The organism is Ignavibacterium sp. (genome assembly GCA_032027145.1).
GTDB lineage: Bacteria > Bacteroidota > Ignavibacteria > Ignavibacteriales > Ignavibacteriaceae > IGN3.
Genome location: JAVSMP010000001.1, coordinates 997,283 through 1,017,062, shown reverse-complemented (window position 1 = coordinate 1,017,062; position 19,780 = coordinate 997,283). Strand labels below are relative to the sequence as shown.

The window sequence follows — 19,780 nt, the reverse complement described above, 5'->3', positions numbered from 1 at the left end:
ACTATTTCTTTTGATTTAATCTTGGGGTGATATTTATTCCGCTTACTTTAAGAATGCTGATTATTAAAACACCTGTACCAATCCATTGAACCGGCGAAAGAATATTATCATGGACAAAATAATCAAGAACAACAGCAGTTAATGGAAATGCAAGCTCACATATTGAGGCAACTGAGGCAGAAATTCTTTTTAATCCATAATAATAAAGAAATATCGCTGATCCTCCGGTTGTAAAAGCAATAATTAAAAAGACAATGGTTTGTTTTGTAGTAATGTCTTTTAAATTAGAAATATCACCTGTAGTAGTTGCAATTGCCAGCATAATAATAGCAGCAAATAAAAATCTAAGATATGTACCCATTTCATAATTAACATTTCTTAAAGCTCTTTTACTAAGCACCGTTGAAGAGCTAAAACTAAACGCAGCCAGCAAAGCAAATAATGCTGCTATTGTTGTTTTATCTCCGGTTGATAAATTTGGAGATGACAAACCGAAAGTCATAAAATACGCGCCAACTATTGCCAGGCTTGCCCAAAGAAAAAACTCTTTTGGCAATTTTTCTTTTAATAACAATGTTGCAAGTGAAATTGCAAAAACGGGTTGAAGCTTTTGCAAAAGAATAACAACAGAAAGATTTACAAAGTTTACATAGAAAAGTGCCTTGGTAATTGCCATTGTTCCTATTGCCCCGCCAAAAAGCGCTACTCCGGCAAATGCGATCCAATCTTTGGCAGTTAATGATTTCAAAGGTGTAATTCTTTTTATTAAAAAAGGCGTTAATAATATTGCTACTATCGCACTTTCAACAAAAACAACCAATGGAACCGGCAAAGAATAAAGCGATGGACGTAAAACTATTCCATCTACTCCCCAAAGCGAGGCTGCTATTATCACCGCTGCAGATGAAAGATACTTTGTATCAGGGTTTTTAAAATTATTTTCCAAAAAAATTAATCAGTTTTTAGTATGAAGAAAATAAATGAGAAAAAGCATTATTGTTGTTTTCACAAGCATTAATAGAATAGGCTTAAGAAATAATCTTTAAGCCTGTTAAAATGCAGACGCATTTTGCTTAGCAGAAAGCATCATTTATAAAGCTGTTTTTTTACATGACTGTCTGGAGAATAAATATAATTGCGGAAAATATCAGCAATGTTTCCAGGATCAAGTCCAATAATTATTTCAATTTTCGTATCAAAAATACTTAAAAAAGTTAACACTTTTTCCTTCTGATAAACAGTTTCAGGAAACATTATCTTGCTGTAAAATTTACCAACTTACTATTTATAAAGTGCTTTTTTCCCTTTTCTGCTTGAAATTCTTCACTTAAATCCAGTCGCTAAGTGGAATAATAATTGCATCATAAGAACAAAAAATAACATATAATAAAAGTATTTTATAAAAATATTAACTTAATAAGTTGAGGTAGCTGCGTGGAAGATCAATTAACAAAAGATTTAGTAAAATCTAAACTAACAGATGAATTTGAAGCAGAATTTGAAAAAACTTTAGCAAAACCAATTTCACCACCTGATCTGCCAAACTGGAACAACGCAGACACCTCCTTACAAAATAAAATCCAGTTTGTTTTAAAAAGACTAAGCCTTGCCAAATCCCTGCAGGATGAAGAGGTTTCCAAATGGATAAATGCCTCAAATGAATCCTACGAGTTATCATCATTAAAAACATATTTACTTCTAAGCTGCATAAATATGTTGGGTGAATTAAGCAGAACAGATAATCCAATTTCATTTTTAGCCTGGCTTGATACATCAAACTCTGTTACAACCCGCAGTATCAGAGAAGAATCTATTAGCAAAGCAATCGGCTCGGTTGGAATAATTGATGATCAGAAAAAAGCAGTTAAGTTTATTAAATCAGTTTTCGCTCAGTATAAATTAACAAACTCTGTTGATTCAAATTATTTTTCGTTCTTTACTGATGCTCTGGATTCGGAAACACAAAGCTGGATATCTTCAAATTGCTGGATATACCAGGATAATCCTTTGGAAAAATGGGCTAACTTGCAAAATGTGAAAGAAGGTTATAATAATTTAACATCATCAGAAAATAAAAGATTAACTAATTCACGTAAAAGATGGGATGCTCTTGATTCAAATCAGAGATTGTTTGAAGTATCTCAGTTCCTTGAGTTCTTTTTTAATCAATACAATTTGTGTCAGGTTAATCCTCCCGTTAAAATGGATAAAGATCCTGTAGCAAAAGTATGGAGAGATATTGATCAGGCAGTTGGTGAATATAAAGTTAATTATTTGTCAAACTCTTTATTCAATCATCTCGGAGCTGACGGACAAAAATTTAAATTCAACGAAGTGCGGTGTGTATTTAAAGAAGAAGAGCTGATTGTATTTGAGGGCGATGTTAGAGAAAAAGACAGAGAGCTTTGGCTAAAACGGCTTTCTGAATGGTTAAAAACAAAAATAGAATCTGAAAATGCCGTTGGCGAGACAATCTTTTTAAGCCCTAAAAATCAGGCTTTGGTACTATCCGGCGATAATTTATTAACTCTGCTTGAAAAGTGGATTGATAAAGGTATTAAGAATATACTAAATAGAAAATAAAGGAGTAATTTCCTTAAAAACCATGGCTTTGCCATGGTTTTTTTATTTTAAAACTTCAATAGTTCAAGGCTCTGCCAGCTTTATAACCAATCTTTTTGCTGAAATAAATTGTGAGTTCAGTATTGTGGCAGAGGATTTGGGTATGTGAACATTTATCGAAGTATTTTCTTTAATAAAATCAAAACAAAGTTGATTTGGATTTGATTGTTGCTGCTTTAACTTTCTTTTCTTTTTCATAAACAAAAAGCTGAAGAGAATTTTTTATGATAAAAAATTTACTGCGGTAAAGTAAATAGATTTATTTATAAAAAGAAGAAATAAAAAAATTATTTGAAATAATTTTTATTCAGTAAAAATCTTTTACTCTATTTTGAAAAATATTATACCATCAACAAAAATTTTTATTGCACACTCAATAAAGATACAACAATACACTTCTTAAATTATTCAGGATCAAATGTAACCTCTTTTAAGTAATGAGACGGATCCATATGCCTCAGCATTACAACGTTTGTTTTAAACTCTTTAACCTCTCCCGGTTCCAGTTTACCAATTGTTACCTCTGATAGCTGGGCATCAATCATATAAGCAATTACAACATTATTAAGAGTTTTTTCACTTATGTTTTTAATCCGTCCTTCATAATGTGCGAAATCTCTCGGACTTATTGCCGGTCCTTCTATACTTACTGACTCCCTTTGTTTGTTGTATGAGGCATTTATCTCATAGTATATTTTTTCTGCAAAGAAATAATCATAAGCAAAATACCCTGCTGCACACAATACAATAAAGATCAAGAATTTCTTCATTTTGTTTCCTTTTAATATTATTTTATTTCTAAATACTCTTTATGTTAAAAACGAATACAATACAGATAGTCAATTATAAGATATAATCAGAGGGCTTTTACAAAAAGTAAACCACAATTATTTATCAGATTATCAGACACTATTAGAAAAGCTGCGTATTTTTTACTGTTTATTATTTTTCTTTTTTACATAACTAATTGAAATACAGCCGCATTTAGTAAGGAGAGCTTTGGACCGAAATGCCGGAAATATCACCAAAAGACTTCTGTTCATACGAAGAATGATCAATACTTAAAATTCAATTATTTACTCAAAATGTGGCAAAGTAATCTTTCTGAATCATATCGGTTCAGTTACTTTTGGCTAATAATAAGCAATAACTGAGATAGATAAATTGAAATATTGGAATTTATTAAAATAACTCAATTATTAACTCTGGCCTTTTATTTGTTTCTACTAATAACAAAAACTAACAGGGAAATAATAGTGGTTCACGAAATGACAGAAGTAAAGAAAAATTTTCTATTTGGCTTTGAAGATTATTCTAAAGAAGTTATCAACGATGTGCTTATTGAAAAAGTTAATTTTTCAAGAGCAACTTTTAAAGAAGCTCAGGAATTCAAAGACAGATTAGTTTATGATATACTTACAAACAATTTAAAAATAGTCATAGATTTAAGTTCTTGTGAGTACATTGATTCAACCTTTTTAGGCTCTCTTGTTGTAATACTTAAAAAAATGGCAGAGCGAGGCGGAGAAATTAAATACATTATTCCTCAGCCCTCAGCCTTGTATTTATTTAAAATTACTGGTTTGTATGGTGTTCTGAATCTGTATCGGAACAAAGAAGAAGCCTTGGAAAGTTTTGCTTAACAGAAAAAGTAAAATGGAAATAATGATTCTATTAATTGTATTTGCTGCTATTATTACTTTTTATTTTGTACGTTGGAGAAGGACAATTATTAAAGAGAAAAAAGAAATAAGCAAATTATTCTGAGTTTTGTTAAAAAGTATTGTTTTTATGTGACCGCTTTAATTGCGGTCTTTTTTTTGGCTCACCATTGATTTAAAAATTAGTCAAATCCCCTGTTTTGTGTATATCACAGAAAAATTCCAATTATAATTAAATTTTATATAACGAATATTTATATAAATCTTTATTTTTGACTATTGAAACACTCAATCTATAATATTATTACTCTTATACCGGAAACCTAAATGCCTCGAACACTTGGATTTGATAACGAAAAATATCTTAAAGAACAAACTCAGGAAATTCTTAAAAGAGTTGAACGATTTAACAACAAACTTTATTTGGAATTTGGAGGAAAACTTCTTTACGATTATCACGCAGCACGCGTATTACCCGGATTTGATAAAAATGTTAAGATGAGACTGCTTCAAAATCTTAAAGAAAATATCGATGTAATTCTGTGTATTTATGCTGGTGATATTGAAAGAAGAAAAGTTCGTGCAGATTTTGGAATTACCTACGATGTTGATTCGCTTAAAACAATCGATGACTTTAATGAATGGGGTCTTGATGTAAAGGCAGTGGTAATTACCCGATATGATAACCAAAACTCTGCTATTGCATTTAAAAATAAGCTGGAAAGAAGAGGAGTAAAAGTAATTACACATAAAGCTACAAAAGGTTATCCCACAGATGTTGATTTAATAGTTAGTGCCGAAGGTTATGGCGCCAATGAATATATTGAAACCTCAAAACCGATTGTTGTTGTAACCGGTCCCGGACCAGGCAGCGGTAAACTTGCAACTTGTCTTAGCCAGCTTTATCACGACTATAAAAGAGGATTAAAAGCAGGATACGCTAAGTTTGAGACCTTCCCAATCTGGAATCTGCCGCTGAATCATAAAGTTAATATTGCCTATGAAGCCGCAACAATTGATTTGAAAGATGTCAATATGCTTGATCATTATCATCTGGAAGCTTATAATCAGAAGACAGTTAATTATAACAGAGATATAGAAGCATTTCCATTATTAAAAAGAATTATTGAAAAAATTACAGGAGAAACTTCTTTCTATAATTCTCCAACCGATATGGGAGTAAACAGGGCTGGGTTTGGGATTGTTAATGACGAAACAGTTCAAGAAGCGGCTCATCAGGAAATTATTCGAAGATATTTTAGATGTATAACCGAGTATGCTCTTGGTTTAATTGAAGCTGATTTAGTTAACCGCTCAGAAATGATTATGGATAATGTTGGGGCTAAGGTTGAAGATAGAAAAACTGTAACAGCTGCAAGAGAAGCAGCACAACAATCTGAAACAACAAAGAATGGTTATAATGGAATTTTTGTCGGTGCAGCAATTGAATTAAGAGATGGAACCATAATAACAGGAAAAAATTCACCTATATTGCATGCCACTGCAAGTCTTATTTTAAATGCTTCAAAACATCTTGCCGGTCTTCCTGATAATCTCCATCTTCTGCCAAGAAGTATAATGAACTCACTAAGCTATCTTAAAAAAGATGTTTTAGGCGGAAAGGATGTAAGTCTTGATGCAGAAGAAACTCTGATTGCATTAAGTATAAGTGCAACTTCAAATCCAGCAGCACAAATGGCTCTTGAAAAAATGAAAGAATTTGAAGGCTGTGAGGTTCATTTAACACATATACCTTCACCAGGAGATGAAGCCGGTCTTAGAAAGCTTGGTGTTCATCTTACCTGCGATCCGGATTTTTCATCAAAGCGGTTATTTATCAGTTAGCTTTCGTAAAAGCTTCTTAACTTAATCCCATATTAAAATTAAACTTTATTACAATTAAGATTAATTATCTTACAGAAATCTTATGAGCTAAGGACTCCAACGAGAATAGAAACAGTGGAAAATGCCGTTGGTGAAAAGTGTGGTTTTGCTTATTTTTGCCACGCATCCGTAGCTCAGTTGGTAGAGCAGTAGACTCTTAATCTATTGGTCGGGGGTTCGAGTCCCCCCGGGTGTACAATAAATTTTTACCATAACAAAGTATTTTTTACCCTCTGCCTGAGGGTTTTTTATTTTTTAGTGATCTAAAATTCAGCATAGCTTTTGAGGTTAATTAAAATAAAATCCGGAGATATCATTTTGAAGACCCTATTGTTTTTTCTAATTACTTTTTTAACTATCCCATATAATTCATATAGTCAGGATATTGAAGATACTTTGATGTTATATGGCAGGAATCGATTCTATAAAATTCATCTGCCAACAGGGTATAGTTTTCAGAAATACTACCCTTTAGTTTTTGTATTTCATGGTGGATTAGGAAACCCGGATATAATAGCAAAACAAACGAAGTTTTCTGAAAAAGCTGATAAAGAAGGTTTCATTGTTGTTTACCCTTATGGAACCGGCTCTTTTAATAAAAAACTTTTAACCTGGAATACATGGGATTGCTGCGGATATGCAGACAAAAACGATATTAACGATGTAGATTTTATTGATGCAGTTCTTAAAAGAATAAAATCAGAATATCTGATTGATGAAAAAAAGATTTTTGCCACCGGTTTATCAAATGGCGGGATGATGTGTTATCTGCTGGCTTGCGAGCTTTCTGAACACTTTGCAGCAATCGCACCCGTTGCCGCATCAATGTTTGATACAGTCTCCTGTAATCCTGAAACTGAGATATCAATTATCGCTTTCAACAGTATTAATGATGAAAATATCCCATACAATGGCGTATCAGAAGAAGATACATCAGCCAGAATGAAAACACTTCCGGTTGAAAAAGTTATTGATATGTGGGCAAAAAATTTCAATTGCGTCCATATACGAACATCAGACAGCTCTTTGTTTCAAAAGGTTAATTATATTAATGAAAAGGGAGTCGAAATAACATTATTTAAAATGTTCTCAGGTGGTCACTCCTGGCCGGGCGGAGAAAAAATCAGGAAGTTTGCTGATAACCCGGTTAAAAATGTTTCTGCTACTGATATTATTTGGGAATTTTTTAAGAGCAATCCAAAACGTTAAATATCAAGCAAAGCCATTCCGCCTTCCGAAGTTTCTTTATATATGCTGGGTAAATCGTGCCCGGTTTGATTCATTGTCTTTACAATTTTATCAAATGAAACCAGATGTCTTCCATCAGATAATAATGCAAATGTAGAAGTATTTAATGCACGTTCGGAAGCAAATGCATTTCTTTCAATACACGGTACCTGTACTAAGCCATTAATTGGATCGCAGGTTAAACCAAGATGATGTTCGATTCCCATTTCAGCGGCATATTCAATTTGTTTTGGAGTACCGCCGAGTAATTGTGTAGCCGCTGCCGAAGCCATCGAACAAGCAGTTCCAATTTCACCCTGACATCCAACTTTTGCACCGGAAATAGAAGCATTTTCCTTAACTATGTTTCCAAAGAGTCCGGCAGTAGCTAATGCTCTTAAAATTTTTTCATCTGAAAATGAAAAACTTTCCTGCAAATATTTTAACACTGCCGGAACAACTCCACACGACCCGCAAGTTGGAGCAGTACTTATTAATCCGCCGCTTGCATTTTCTTCTGCAACAGCAAGTGCATAAGAAAAGATAAGTGTTTTTCCTTTTAATGAGCCGCTGTAATTTTTTGCTTTAACAAAATACGAAGAAGCTTTTCTTGCTAAGCCCAGTCCACCTGGCAAAATACCTTCGTTCTCTATACCGCGTTTAATAGAGTTACACATCACCATCCATACTTCCCGCAGGTAATCATATATTTCAACCCCCTCAACAGATTCAACATATTCCCAGAAAGACTTTCCTGTTTTCTTTGTCCAGGCAAGAATATCTGCCATCATTGTCAGATCATAAAGCTTATTTTCAGTTTCGTCAGATTCAAAATCTGTAATCTTTCCACCGCCAACGCTGTAAACAGTCCAATCGCCAATAACATTTTTATCAATGTCCAATGCTTCTAGTTTTAACCCGTTTGGGTGCTTTGGTAAAAATATTTCGGGCTTCCATTCGATTGTTACTTTCTTTGGTTCAAAAGCTTTAATAATTGCAGCATCAGTAAGATGTCCTTTCCCTGTAGCTGCAAGACTTCCGTAAAGAGTGGCAACATAAGATGAGGCATTGTTAAACTTTGTCTTAAATATCATCGCAGCATTTTTAGGTCCCATTGTATGACTGCTGGAAGGACCATTGCCTATTCTGAAAATTTCTTTAATTGATTCCATAGTTTATATTATCTTTTTGTTACTGTCTAAAGTTACAAAGTTTATTAGAATAAGTTTCATATAGATATGCAGGTTATTCCGTAACTCTTCAGTTAGAAAAGGAATTTCCTAAATTTTTTTAATACAAAAATTAAGAGGAATTTCTTATGTTTGAAAATAAATGAGAAGGAAAACACTACTCACCCGAACAGAAGATTCTAATTCTTAGAGAACTTCTTGAGAATGACCTTCCCATTAGTCAGCTTGTTAAATTAAAAAAGAATCGTGTTTAGAAATGTCGGCTAATCTATCTTATTTTAGTTATACCTTAATTTAGTTTACCGTGATAAACAAAACTCAAACCTGTTTGACTTTCATAAACAAGAAAAAATGCATCTTTATCAAATAAGGCAACTCCATAAATTTGAGTTCTTGGTACTTTGTTGAAATAAAATAAATATTGAATATCTGTTCCGTTGTAATGTGCTAAACCATCTGTCATTAAAAGAAAAATATCTTTAGAATTTCTTCCCCAAATACGCTGATAGAAATTAGAATTACTTACTTGCAAAAAAGTTTGGAACTGCCCATTAACTCTTTTGGCAATTTTACTGCCAAGAATAAAATAAACTTCGCTATTAATTAAGCTTATATTAGCTTGTTCCCCTCCGACCCAAATACTAGAATAGATTTTCTTGAAATTTTCTTGATCGTATTCATAAATAATAGAACTGTCAGGAGTTAATCCACCACCTAATTTATAGGTAAGTATTTAAATTATATCATTAGAATCTTTATATATTTTAGATCCAATGCCAATGATGTTTTTCTTATTTAATATCGACCAATTATTATTTGAATAATGTGCCGCTACCAACGTTATATTATACCCACCAATAACAGTGTCCGGATAAGCCCCAATTGCATAAAGATCATTTGAAGAGATTCCCCAAATATTATTAAAGCCAATATTTTTATGCCCGTCTTTTGTAATTTCTGCAAATAATTTCCAGTTAGGCCCCCGCCATATCTTACCATTTTCATCACCAACAAAAACATCGCTGCTGGAAAAACCATAAATAGCGTTAGGTTGATTTATTCCTGGAACTCCGTACGAGAACCATGACCCTCCACCAAAATGAGAAAATGAATTTGCCCAGTTGCTCGTAGTTGTTGCCCAGACGTCATTTGGAGAACTTCCCCACATTCTATCTCTTGGATTATTTAGACCAACTAATGTATCCACCGTCCAAGCATAATCACGTCTTCCGGGTTTAAGTTCATCATCAGGTGGTTCAGTAGAGTTGCAGTTTGTAATTAGTAAAAAAATTGAAACAAGAATTAATAAAAATATTAGCTTGTGTTTTTTCATTCTAATTCCCCTTCAAAACTTTAAGATAATTTATTAAGTGATTTAAATTGTAAATGAAATGTAAGATTAGAGTATAGGATAAAAGCATAAAACTTATTCCTCCAACAGAGCGTGAGTTTTCAGAGAGTGAGCTAAATATCGTGTCAAAGTTTCCCATACAAGCCTCGATTTAAATTAAATCCCGAATAATTCTACCCAAACGTAAGTAAGGAGATATTATGTTTCAACAAAGAGATAAAAATTTACTGCAGTAAATAATAAAGGCACGATTTCTCGTGCCTTTTAACGTTTAACTTCTTGCGTCTTTCTTTTTTCGTATTTATTTAATCAGCAACATCTTACGGGTTTGTATAAAGCTTCTAGAGTTAATAGTATATAAATAAATACCTGATGGAAGTTTTGAAGCATCAAAAGTAATAGAGTAGTAACCAGCTTCTTTTTCTTCATTGACTAATTCAGCAACTTGCTGTCCAAGTAAGTCAAAAACCTTGATGTTAACTAAACCTGCATCTTTAATACTGTAACTAATGTTAGTTATAGGATTAAAAGGATTAGGATAATTTGAAATAAAATTATCATAGCCGGATGATAATATTAAAGTGGAATCTGTTGTTTTGTAAAATGGATATTCTGCAAACACAGGCATCCACAGTGCATCGGCGTAAGAGTTTTCTACTATATAATAAGGTCTAACATCATAATAAAGCATATACTGATTTTTAATAGTGGTGTAATTAAAATCATCATCAGTAAACGATGTAGTTCCCCTATTAACAGTAGCAAGTAAATGAGGATCGCTGGTAACACCATTGTATTTTTCTTTTCTCCAAATTTGATATTTAGTAACGCTGGTGTTTGGATGTTCATTCCAGTATAAAGTAATTGGTTCACCAACAACAGTACTTGTATGCAGGTTTAAGTTATAACCTAAATTAAGATCATAACGAGAAGGTTTGCCTTTATAATATGCAGTATAAGTTGTAGTGCTGCCCGGATTAAATGTTTTATATGCCGAAGTACTGCCGTCACTCCAATGATCAAATGAATAATAAATTGCGTTTAAAATTAGTCCGCCAATTGCCTGTGCAGTAATTGGATTTAACTCTACAACATCAAACGTAGAGGTAGGAGAATTATATTGGATGTTGTTAACCGTTATTACGCCGCCATTACCTAAACTTACAAAACTGTTTTGAAAATTTGGTTTTACTATTTTTCTTAATCCTGCAATTAATTTTGTGTCTTTATCATTCGCTTGAACTGTGTATGTTGTGTTTCGATTAAAAGAATAATCTATTGCTCCGGAATTTTTTGGTTCTCTCAACCACTTACTATTATTTATTCCTGATGAATTCCATACCCAATGATATCCGCCGTAATCCTGATCAATAGCACCAATAGCATAACTAAAACTGGCGTAAGCAGTTCTATCATACGGAGAAGTTTTTGTCGATGTGTAGTTATCCACATAAATTGAACCGCCACCAAATATATTTTCATTTCGTACTTTGAAATACGCAATTACCTGAAATTCGACTTCTTGCCAAATATTTGCTTCTGTACAATCATTTGATTGCTGCCCCAGATCAGATAAAGTAAGTTTTATTGTATGTGTGCCAGGTGTTAAACTAAAACTATACGCTCCTGGTAAATAGATGTTGTTTCCTTCACAAATAGCTCCGGCTATTGTTGTTCCATCAAACTCAATTGTGAGTCTGGGTCGGATTAACGTGATATTTCCTGGATTATAGTAAGTGAAATAATAAGTAGCGGTTGCAACATTAGAATTGTAAGGTACAACAACTGAAGTTGGACCTGAATAAGTGAAATAAAAAGATTGCGGAAATATTTCAGAACTTACTGAAATAAAAAGAACAGTGAAAATAAAAATTTTAAGGGATTTCATAACAGTACCTTTGTTTTTATTATTACTGCCATTTCTTAAATTAGAAATGCAAATAAATTGGGTAATACCAAAGCAGGTGAGTAGCCTGTAATTTTATTTGCATTCCCGGGTAATGGTGTGGCTGCACCATTACCCTTTTTTAGGAGAATATATTTGTGTACTCATTATTCCTTTAAATTATTTTAGTTTTCCATGTACAATAAAAGTTTTATATGAGTCTTCCCATATATAATAGAAATCTTTTTCGAAAATAATGGAACCTATACGATTTAGTTCAATATTCCATTTAGGATAAATTGTTAATAGATCATTACCATTAAAGTGTCCAATACCATCATCATTAGCCGTAATAATATCTAATTCATTTCTTCCAAAACAATATCCAGCAAAACTTGTAGCCGAAAAATCTTTTATTAATTCAATAGTGCCTGATTTAACTTTATATATTTTTGAATAGTCTATTATCGATATTATTTCTTGACCAATATTGCTTAGTGATATCAATTTATCAGTCGAATAAATTAAATTTAAATTTTGTCCATCAAAACTGTAAATAGATTCAATAGATGAATTAAACTCCCAGGCAGATATATAAAAAATATCATCATTTTTATCGTAGTAAATTTCCTTAAAAGATTTTTTTATAGATGGTATATTTGTTATTTCCCATTTAACACCATTAAAATGCATAATTATAGCTTTAAATGAATTACCCTCTGAAGAATCCGCAAATCCAATTGCATATATTTCGTTTGCACTTCTTCCACACATTGATTGAACTATAAATTGCTGATAGTTTGGAATTGTTGTTTCTGAAAACTTATCCCACTTTACACCGTCATAATGCCAAAAGGCTCCATCGGTACTTCCAATCCAGATATTGTTTATACTCGTTCCCCATATTGCTCTTGGGTCCATATATTGATCAGGTGTGTAGTTTGACCATGTTTTACCATCATAATGCCAAATACAATATGCATTAAGATAAGATAGACCTACTGCCCAAACATCATTAGCATCAGCACCCCACATTCTCGAAGGAATTGAACGACCTTCAGCTGGTTTCAAAGTATCTACTGTCCAGTTATAATCACGTCTTCCGGGTTTAAGTTCATCATCGGGTGGTTCAGTAGAGTTGCAGTTTGTAATTAGTAAAAAAATTGAAACAAGAATTAATAAAAATATTAGCTTGTGTTTTTTCATTCTAATTCCCCTTCAAAACTTTAAGATAATTTATTAAGTGATTTAAATTGTAAATGAAATGTAAGATTAGAGTATAGGATAAAAGCATAAAACTTATTCCTCCAACAGAGCGTGAGTTTTCAGAGAGTGAGCTAAATATCGTGTCAAAGTTTCCCATACAAGCCTCGATTTAAATTAAATCCCGAATAATTCTACCCAAACGTAAGTAAGGAGATATTATGTTTCAACAAAGAGATAAAAATTTACTGCAGTAAATAATAAAGGCACGATTTCTCGTGCCTTTTAACGTTTAACTTCTTGCGTCTTTCTTTTTTCGTATTTATTTAATCAGCAACATCTTACGGGTTTGTATAAAGCTTCTAGAGTTAATAGTATATAAATAAATACCTGATGGAAGTTTTGAAGCATCAAAAGTAATAGAGTAGTAACCAGCTTCTTTTTCTTCATTGACTAATTCAGCAACTTGCTGTCCAAGTAAGTCAAAAACCTTGATGTTAACTAAACCTGCATCTTTAATACTGTAACTAATGTTAGTTATAGGATTAAAAGGATTAGGATAATTTGAAATAAAATTATCATAGCCGGATGATAATATTAAAGTGGAATCTGTTGTTTTGTAAAATGGATATTCTGCAAACACAGGCATCCACAGTGCATCGGCGTAAGAGTTTTCTACTATATAATAAGGTCTAACATCATAATAAAGCATATACTGATTCTTAATAGTGGTGTAATAAAAATCATCATCAGTAAACGATGTAGTTCCCCGATTAACAGTAGCAAGCAAATGAGGATCGCTGGTAACGCCATTGTATTTTTCTTTTCTCCAAATTTGATATTTGGTAACGTTAGTGTTTGGATGTTCATTCCAGTATAAAGTAATTGGCTCACCAACAACTGTACTTGTATGCAGGCTTAAGTTATAACCTAAATTAAGATCATAACGAGAAGGTTTGCCTTAATAATATTCAGTATAAGTTGTAGTGCTGCCCGGATTAAATGTTTTATATGCCGAAGTACTGCCGTCACTCCAATGATCAAATGAATAATAAATTGCGTTTAAAATTAGTCCGCCAATTGCCTGTGCAGTAATTGGATTTAACTCTACAACATCAAACGTAGAGGTAGGAGAATTATATTGGATGTTGTTAACCGTTATTACGCCGCCATTACCTAAACTTACAAAACTGTTTTGAAAATTTGGTTTTACGATTTTACGCATTGCGGCTTGAATTTGTGCTCCATTGTCATTTGAGGCAACAGTATAATTATAACTTCTCGTTGTTGCATTGTAAATATTTGAAAACCCAGGATCACTTTTCCCTTTTCTTTGCCAAACACTATTGTTAATCCCACTTTGATTCCAAAGATAATTTGTATTATTAAAAATTTGATCAATGGCTTCAACTTGCAAAATTTCACCAGTCAGTTTTGGAGTTGTATAACCGTGGGTTTGTTGTTGTCCATCTACATTAATTGCACCAGCACCAAAATTATTTACTGACAATAGATTGTTTTTGACATAAAAAGTAATTGTCTGTTCAGCTTTCTTTGAAGAGCCTTGGTTGACATATGTTTCCCATAATTCAATGCGCCAGGTGTAGGTTCCGGCAGGAATGTACCACCATTGTGCAATACCGTCTCCCTGGTTTGATTGCTGATTTCCATAAGGATGTGGAAATAACTTAATGTAATAACCAATTAAGTTAGGATTGCCCGAGGTTTGAAAATAATAGGTTAAATTAACTGGTATTGTAGATTCTGTAGAACCAGTTCCAGAGCCTGTCTTTACTTGCCCATTTGTTGGGCTTGTAAAGTGAATGTGTTGAGCATTAATTGAATAAGATATAAGTAAAATTAATGCAAGAAATAAAAAATGCAGTTTTTTCATTGTTAATCTTTCATTTTTTTTAACTGGCAATTAGTTAAGTTTTCGATGTAAATAAAATAGGAATAAATTATTCCCAATAGGTGAGCAGCCTATATTTATTTACATTCGGGAACGGTGTTGCCGCACCGTTCCTTTTTTGTTATAGTATATAAATTCTCCCTTATCTCCTATAATTAGTTTTTTAATTTTCCTCTTATTATAAACTTTAATTGAGTATCGGGTTCAAAAGCAGAAATAAAAATATCATTTTCTAAAATAAATACTCGATATAACTCGATATTTTTCGGATAGGTTTTATAAATAGCTTGCAGATCAGAACCATTGAAGTGTAACAATCCTTCTATACTTGTTCCAAAAAAATCCTTCTCATTTCTTCCGCTTTTAAAATTTAAGAAAGATGTTCCAGGAAAATCTTTCCAGAAATCTAATTGTCCATTGTTAAATTTATATATCTTCCCGTCTAAAGTAACATAAACTTCCCCATTCATTTCGTTTAGTCCAGGTTCATTGTACTCGGAATATATTTCTTTAAAATTCTTACCGTCATAAACAAATAGCTTATCAAGAAACCCCACATCGCTATTAAATCCATAGATAACCAACTCATTTGTAAAAATATTCCTAACTACATTATAAAATGCAGCTCTGATATTTGGAATGTCAATAAATTTCCAATCACTTCCATCATAATGCAATAAAACACCTTTATACTCAGTGCCCCCATTAAATTGATCTGCACCTCCAACTGCATAAATATTGTTTGGAGAAATACCATAGATACATTCTACCCCAACTCTATCAAAGCCGGTAGAAGATAAACTTTTAGCCTTAGACCAGATACTTCCATTGAAATGCCAGATTGAATTCTCAGCATCGCCAATCCAAATATCATTTTGTGCAAAACCATAAATACCCAAAAGATCTCTGCCAAGCTGTTGTGGATAAAGCGACCACTTTGCTCCATCATAATGCCACAATAAAATGAGCGGAGAAGCTCCTTGACAAATTGCCCACATATCATTAGGTGAACTGCCCCATAAGTTTGAAATAAAAAACGGCACAGTTCTATGAGATTCCGGTGGCAATAAAGTATCCACAGTCCAAGCATAATCACGTCTTCCGGGTTTAAGTTCATCATCGGGTGGTTCAGTAGAGTTGCAGTTTGTAATTAGTAAAAAAATTGAAACAAGAATTAATAAAAATATTAGCTTGTGTTTTTTCATTCTAATTCCCCTTCAAAACTTTAAGATAATTTATTAAGTGATTTAAATTGTAAATGAAATGTAAGATTAGAGTATAGGATAAAAGCATAAAACTTATTCCTCCAACAGAGCGTGAGTTTTCAGAGAGTGAGCTAAATATCGTGTCAAAGTTTCCCATACAAGCCTCGATTTAAATTAAATCCCGAATAATTCTACCCAAACGTAAGTAAGGAGATATTATGTTTCAACAAAGAGATAAAAATTTACTGCAGTAAATAATAAAGGCACGATTTCTCGTGCCTTTTAACGTCTAACTTCTTGCGTCTTTCTTTTTTCGTATTTATTTCATCAGCAACATCTTGCGTGACTGAACAAAACTACCTGCTTTTATTGTATATAAATAAACTCCACTTGATAGAGCCGAAGCATCAAATGTAACTTCATAATTTCCTGGAGTTTTTTCTTCGTTAACTAATGTCGCAACTTCATTTCCAATAATATCATAAATCTTGATGTTAACTAAACCTGCATCTTTAATACTGTAACTAATGTTAGTTATAGGATTAAAAGGATTAGGATAGTTCTGTTCAAGTGCAAAATCAGAAACAACACCGTAAACAACTTCAATTGTATTTGAGTATTCTGAAGTTCCGTCAAAATCTACTTGTTTTAATCTGTAATAAGATGTTCCTACAAAAGGAGTTTCATCGGCAAAATTATAATTATGTACTTCTGTTGAGGTTCCGTTTCCTTTAACAAATCCTATATTATTCCAATTAACATTATCTGTGGATTTCTCAACATCAAAACCAGAGTTGTTTAATTCTGTTGCGGTTATCCAATTCAAACAAATTGTGTTATTAATTATCGAGCTTGAAAAAGAAACTAATTCGACTGGTATAATACCATTGTACACTGAGATCTTTATATTGTCAACGTACCACCCATCCTTCTGAATAGCATAATCAGACCTGAAATAAAATCTTATTGTAATCTGCTGCTCAGAATAGTTTGAAATATCTATTGTTTCATGAACCCACGATAATTGTGCTCCATCGTAAACCGGCCCTCCGGGGGGTTGAAAACTACCAGTTCCCGGATTTGTATATTGCCCCGTCAAAGCAATCCAGTTAGTACCATTATTTGTAGATATTTGAACCTGACCATAATCCCAGTCATCTTCAATATCCCATTGTGTATCAAACTCTAAAACTGCACCAAGTGCATTGGTTAATTGAATTTGATTATTATATCTGAGACTTGCATTTGCATTTGCAGGATAATTTGAACCGGGTGAATCTGTAAAAGACGTTGGCGGAGAAACATATTTTGCAGTTGTTGTGTTCCAGCCTCCGGTTGATGTCCAGTTAGTTATATTATTTGCCTCATCATACAATGCAACATTTAATGGTGCTACAAAGAATTGATAAAAAGTTGGCGGTGGTGTACTGCCCGGAGGATTATAACCGCTGCCTCCAACAGGTAAAGTTTTAACAATGGTTGAGTTTGCATCTTGTACTGCAATATAATATTGACACGCAGTGCCAAGCGGAAGAGCCGGAATAGTAAACGTATAATTACCGCTTTCAGCCGGTGTACCGCTTACTGATGTAAAGCTGCCATAAATTCCGCCTGATTGTTTGGTTCTGTAATATAACCTCGGTGCAAGATTGCCTGTACCTATCTGTAAGCCTGATGATACAAATGCAGTTGTTGTAATTGGTTCTGAAACCGTTCTAGAAGCAATTGGTGTATGCATAATTTTAACATCAAGATTTAGTGCTAATGTAGCAAACGTACCTATTGCCAGCTTAGCCATTTTAATATAATATGGCTGGTTATAGTAAGAGAGATTATCATTTACTGTATGATACTGAGTATGAAAATCATTATCATCTTCTATTAAGAGAATAGCACCATAACCGTGATCTAAAAAGGACTGATGATCGCTGTAGGGTTCTGTAGGTACAACATCAAGATCAAGATTAATTCCATAAGCTAAATTAACTTCAAGCATATTGTCTTTTAACTCATTTGTATTAGCAACAGAACTTGTGTGAACATCGGCATTTCCATCATTATTACTATCAAAAGCAATCATATCCATATTGATAACACCAATAATAGAATCATTATTTGTCTGGGCAAGATTAGCATAATGTTCACTTCCAATCAGCCCCTGTTCCTCTTCATCCCATAAAGCGAAAATTACTGTATAAGGGAAAGAATACTGTGATAAAATTCTTGCTGCTTCAATAACCGCTGCAGTACCGCTTCCGTTATCATCAGCTCCGGGTGCAATTAGTCCACTTGGCATATCGTCATAATGCGCACAGATAATAAATTTTTTATTAGGAAACTCTGTTCCTGTTTTAGTACCTATTACATTTTTTCCAGTGGTGCTGAATGACTGAATAGTTGTTGTCAATCCGTAATACTGCAGTTTTTGTCTTATATAATTCTCTGCCAGCGCATTGCCTGGCTGATTTTTATGTCTGGAAAGAATTGTTTGTGAAGAATCGTTTATCATTGTCGGAACAACACCTGTCAGCTCTTTAACAAAATGTATAATTGAATCCTGATTTACTGAATTGACTATCTGTTGTATCACAGGGCTTTGGCTGAATAAATTGATTTGAGTAAATAGAGAAATAACAAAAAACAGTTGAATAACTTTTTTCATAACAAATCCTGAGTTAGTGTAGAAATTAGTTAACTTTTCAAATAATATTACTAAACAATAAACGACTAATAATTACTATAAACACGAAAATTACAGTAGTTATTTTTTACTGATCAAAATTAGCAATATTTCAGTTGAGTATTAAGTTTTTGGCGGGAGTTTTTTTAATATAAAACACTGTTATTAAAATATTGTTATTTGCCAAATGTTAGCTGACCATTTGTATAAGATTAGTAATCTCCCGTTCAACTTCTTTCCCACGGTCTTTGGCATACGACAACTGAATGTTAGCAATGATATCTGTTTTGCTTATTCCTTGTTCTTTTAATTTATTGAACAACGCTTGTGTTTTCTCAGGTCTCGGACCCCAATTAAATAGCTCACGCCATTCATTATCAAACACAACTAATTTAGGAATACTTTTTCCTCCATTTGTCAGGTATAGATTCATAAATTCAGGATTTGAATCCCTTAATACGATATTGAATTCTATTTTATCGGAAAGCTGCGCCAGACTTGCAATTACTGGCAGACTTTGAGCAGAATCTCCGCACCAGCTTTCTGTAATTACAAACCATCTTTGATTATTAGTCAAAGACAAAAAACATTTTTTAGTTTCATCAGAAGGAGTAAATGTTTTTTCCACTCTTGATGATCTTTGAAAATTCAACTTTCTATATTCAAAAAACTCCTTATCAGTTTCGGAAAGCGAATTAACATCATCAATAGAAATCTGTTTCTTAAATAGTTTCTTATATTCATCGTAAGTGATGAAGCTTTTTATAATTGATTGATTGAATTTTGACATATTATCTTTTGAATTAATATTTGTTAAAAATCTGAAACATCTTTAGCAAATTTATCATCAAACTGAGTATTTTTATTGTGATAGTGAATACCTTCTCATATAAAAGGAATAATTATTCAGGGTGCTTTTATTTTTGCTTGAAAATAGTATCTTTGCCAAAAACTTTTTCA

The 19,780-nt window shown here is 32.8% G+C and carries 18 protein-coding genes and 1 tRNA gene; 5 read left to right on the top strand and 14 right to left on the bottom strand.

Annotated elements, in window-relative coordinates; genetic code table 11:
• Position 1: 1 nt before the first annotated feature.
• Positions 2-946: an EamA family transporter gene (locus tag ROY99_04085; GenBank protein MDT3695547.1), complete on the bottom strand. Its 945-nt coding sequence runs from the start codon at positions 944-946 to the stop codon at positions 2-4.
• Positions 947-1,086: 140 nt separating this feature from the next.
• Positions 1,087-1,254: a hypothetical protein gene (locus ROY99_04080; protein MDT3695546.1), complete on the bottom strand. Its 168-nt coding sequence runs from the start codon at positions 1,252-1,254 to the stop codon at positions 1,087-1,089.
• A gap of 180 nt (positions 1,255-1,434) precedes the next feature.
• On the opposite strand from ROY99_04080, the gene ROY99_04075 reads away from it, so the two are divergent.
• Positions 1,435-2,583, top strand: a complete 1,149-nt coding sequence (locus tag ROY99_04075) for a hypothetical protein (protein ID MDT3695545.1) — start codon at positions 1,435-1,437, stop codon at positions 2,581-2,583.
• A 63-nt stretch (positions 2,584-2,646) separates the two neighbouring features.
• Here the strand turns inward: ROY99_04075 and ROY99_04070 are convergent, their stop codons facing one another.
• Together ROY99_04070 and ROY99_04065 are read right to left on the bottom strand one after the other, a co-directional pair.
• Entirely contained in the window at positions 2,647-2,820 is a 174-nt protein-coding gene (locus tag ROY99_04070; protein MDT3695544.1) for a hypothetical protein, read from the bottom strand.
• Positions 2,821-3,026: 206 nt separating this feature from the next.
• Positions 3,027-3,392 (bottom strand): hypothetical protein, encoded by a 366-nt coding sequence (locus ROY99_04065; GenBank protein MDT3695543.1) that lies wholly within the window; start codon positions 3,390-3,392, stop codon positions 3,027-3,029.
• 486 nt (positions 3,393-3,878) lie between these two features.
• Here ROY99_04065 and ROY99_04060 point away from each other — a divergent pair, with 486 nt between their 5' ends.
• The 4 genes from ROY99_04060 (at position 3,879) to ROY99_04045 (ending at position 7,376) form a co-directional block, all read left to right on the top strand.
• A complete protein-coding gene (locus tag ROY99_04060) occupies positions 3,879-4,265 on the top strand; it encodes an STAS domain-containing protein (GenBank protein ID MDT3695542.1) in 387 nt (128 codons plus the stop codon).
• 345 nt (positions 4,266-4,610) lie between these two features.
• Complete coding sequence (locus ROY99_04055) at positions 4,611-6,128, top strand: DUF1846 domain-containing protein (protein MDT3695541.1); 1,518 nt, start codon at positions 4,611-4,613, stop codon at positions 6,126-6,128.
• A gap of 162 nt (positions 6,129-6,290) precedes the next feature.
• Positions 6,291-6,363 (top strand) — tRNA-Lys (locus tag ROY99_04050).
• 122 nt (positions 6,364-6,485) lie between these two features.
• Positions 6,486-7,376: a PHB depolymerase family esterase gene (locus ROY99_04045; GenBank protein MDT3695540.1), complete on the top strand. Its 891-nt coding sequence runs from the start codon at positions 6,486-6,488 to the stop codon at positions 7,374-7,376.
• Here the strand turns inward: ROY99_04045 and ROY99_04040 are convergent.
• The 10 genes from ROY99_04040 to ROY99_03995 form a co-directional block, all read right to left on the bottom strand.
• Positions 7,373-8,566, bottom strand: a complete 1,194-nt coding sequence (locus ROY99_04040; protein ID MDT3695539.1) for an L-serine ammonia-lyase — start codon at positions 8,564-8,566, stop codon at positions 7,373-7,375. The two genes, ROY99_04045 and ROY99_04040, sit on opposite strands and share 4 nt — an antisense overlap.
• Positions 8,567-8,873: 307 nt before the next feature.
• Positions 8,874-9,116 (bottom strand): hypothetical protein, encoded by a 243-nt coding sequence (locus ROY99_04035; protein ID MDT3695538.1) that lies wholly within the window; start codon positions 9,114-9,116, stop codon positions 8,874-8,876.
• 201 nt (positions 9,117-9,317) lie between these two features.
• Positions 9,318-9,917 (bottom strand): hypothetical protein, encoded by a 600-nt coding sequence (locus ROY99_04030; GenBank protein MDT3695537.1) that lies wholly within the window; start codon positions 9,915-9,917, stop codon positions 9,318-9,320.
• 319 nt (positions 9,918-10,236) lie between these two features.
• Complete coding sequence (locus ROY99_04025; GenBank protein ID MDT3695536.1) at positions 10,237-11,823, bottom strand: T9SS type A sorting domain-containing protein; 1,587 nt, start codon at positions 11,821-11,823, stop codon at positions 10,237-10,239.
• 177 nt (positions 11,824-12,000) lie between these two features.
• The gene (locus ROY99_04020; GenBank protein MDT3695535.1) at positions 12,001-13,026 is read right to left on the bottom strand and encodes a hypothetical protein; all 1,026 of its coding nucleotides are present in this window, start codon (positions 13,024-13,026) and stop codon (positions 12,001-12,003) included.
• Positions 13,027-13,345: 319 nt separating this feature from the next.
• Positions 13,346-13,813: a T9SS type A sorting domain-containing protein gene (locus ROY99_04015; GenBank protein ID MDT3695534.1), complete on the bottom strand. Its 468-nt coding sequence runs from the start codon at positions 13,811-13,813 to the stop codon at positions 13,346-13,348.
• A gap of 171 nt (positions 13,814-13,984) precedes the next feature.
• On the bottom strand, positions 13,985-14,917 hold the full coding sequence (locus ROY99_04010) for a hypothetical protein (protein ID MDT3695533.1): 933 nt from the start codon (positions 14,915-14,917) through the stop codon (positions 13,985-13,987).
• Positions 14,918-15,090: 173 nt separating this feature from the next.
• Positions 15,091-16,140 (bottom strand): hypothetical protein, encoded by a 1,050-nt coding sequence (locus ROY99_04005; protein ID MDT3695532.1) that lies wholly within the window; start codon positions 16,138-16,140, stop codon positions 15,091-15,093.
• Positions 16,141-16,459: 319 nt separating this feature from the next.
• A complete protein-coding gene (locus tag ROY99_04000; GenBank protein ID MDT3695531.1) occupies positions 16,460-18,802 on the bottom strand; it encodes a M28 family peptidase in 2,343 nt (780 codons plus the stop codon).
• A 208-nt stretch (positions 18,803-19,010) separates the two neighbouring features.
• A complete protein-coding gene (locus tag ROY99_03995) occupies positions 19,011-19,610 on the bottom strand; it encodes a thioredoxin family protein (GenBank protein MDT3695530.1) in 600 nt (199 codons plus the stop codon).
• Between the last annotated feature and the right edge of the window lie 170 nt (positions 19,611-19,780).

What these genes read in the sequence shown, in the direction of transcription:
- ROY99_04020 (MDT3695535.1), bottom strand. Translation starts at nt 13,026, where the DNA reads ATGAAAAAACACAAGCTAATATTTTTATTAATTCTTGTTTCAATTTTT.
- ROY99_04070 (MDT3695544.1), bottom strand. Translation starts at nt 2,820, where the DNA reads ATGAAAAAGAAAAGAAAGTTAAAGCAGCAACAATCAAATCCAAATCAA.
- ROY99_03995 (MDT3695530.1), bottom strand. Translation starts at nt 19,610, where the DNA reads ATGTCAAAATTCAATCAATCAATTATAAAAAGCTTCATCACTTACGAT.
- ROY99_04000 (MDT3695531.1), bottom strand. Translation starts at nt 18,802, where the DNA reads ATGAAAAAAGTTATTCAACTGTTTTTTGTTATTTCTCTATTTACTCAA.
- ROY99_04005 (MDT3695532.1), bottom strand. Translation starts at nt 16,140, where the DNA reads ATGAAAAAACACAAGCTAATATTTTTATTAATTCTTGTTTCAATTTTT.
- ROY99_04055 (MDT3695541.1), top strand. Translation starts at nt 4,611, where the DNA reads ATGCCTCGAACACTTGGATTTGATAACGAAAAATATCTTAAAGAACAA.
- ROY99_04010 (MDT3695533.1), bottom strand. Translation starts at nt 14,917, where the DNA reads ATGAAAAAACTGCATTTTTTATTTCTTGCATTAATTTTACTTATATCT.
- ROY99_04030 (MDT3695537.1), bottom strand. Translation starts at nt 9,917, where the DNA reads ATGAAAAAACACAAGCTAATATTTTTATTAATTCTTGTTTCAATTTTT.
- ROY99_04040 (MDT3695539.1), bottom strand. Translation starts at nt 8,566, where the DNA reads ATGGAATCAATTAAAGAAATTTTCAGAATAGGCAATGGTCCTTCCAGC.
- ROY99_04065 (MDT3695543.1), bottom strand. Translation starts at nt 3,392, where the DNA reads ATGAAGAAATTCTTGATCTTTATTGTATTGTGTGCAGCAGGGTATTTT.
- ROY99_04025 (MDT3695536.1), bottom strand. Translation starts at nt 11,823, where the DNA reads ATGAAATCCCTTAAAATTTTTATTTTCACTGTTCTTTTTATTTCAGTA.
- ROY99_04080 (MDT3695546.1), bottom strand. Translation starts at nt 1,254, where the DNA reads ATGTTTCCTGAAACTGTTTATCAGAAGGAAAAAGTGTTAACTTTTTTA.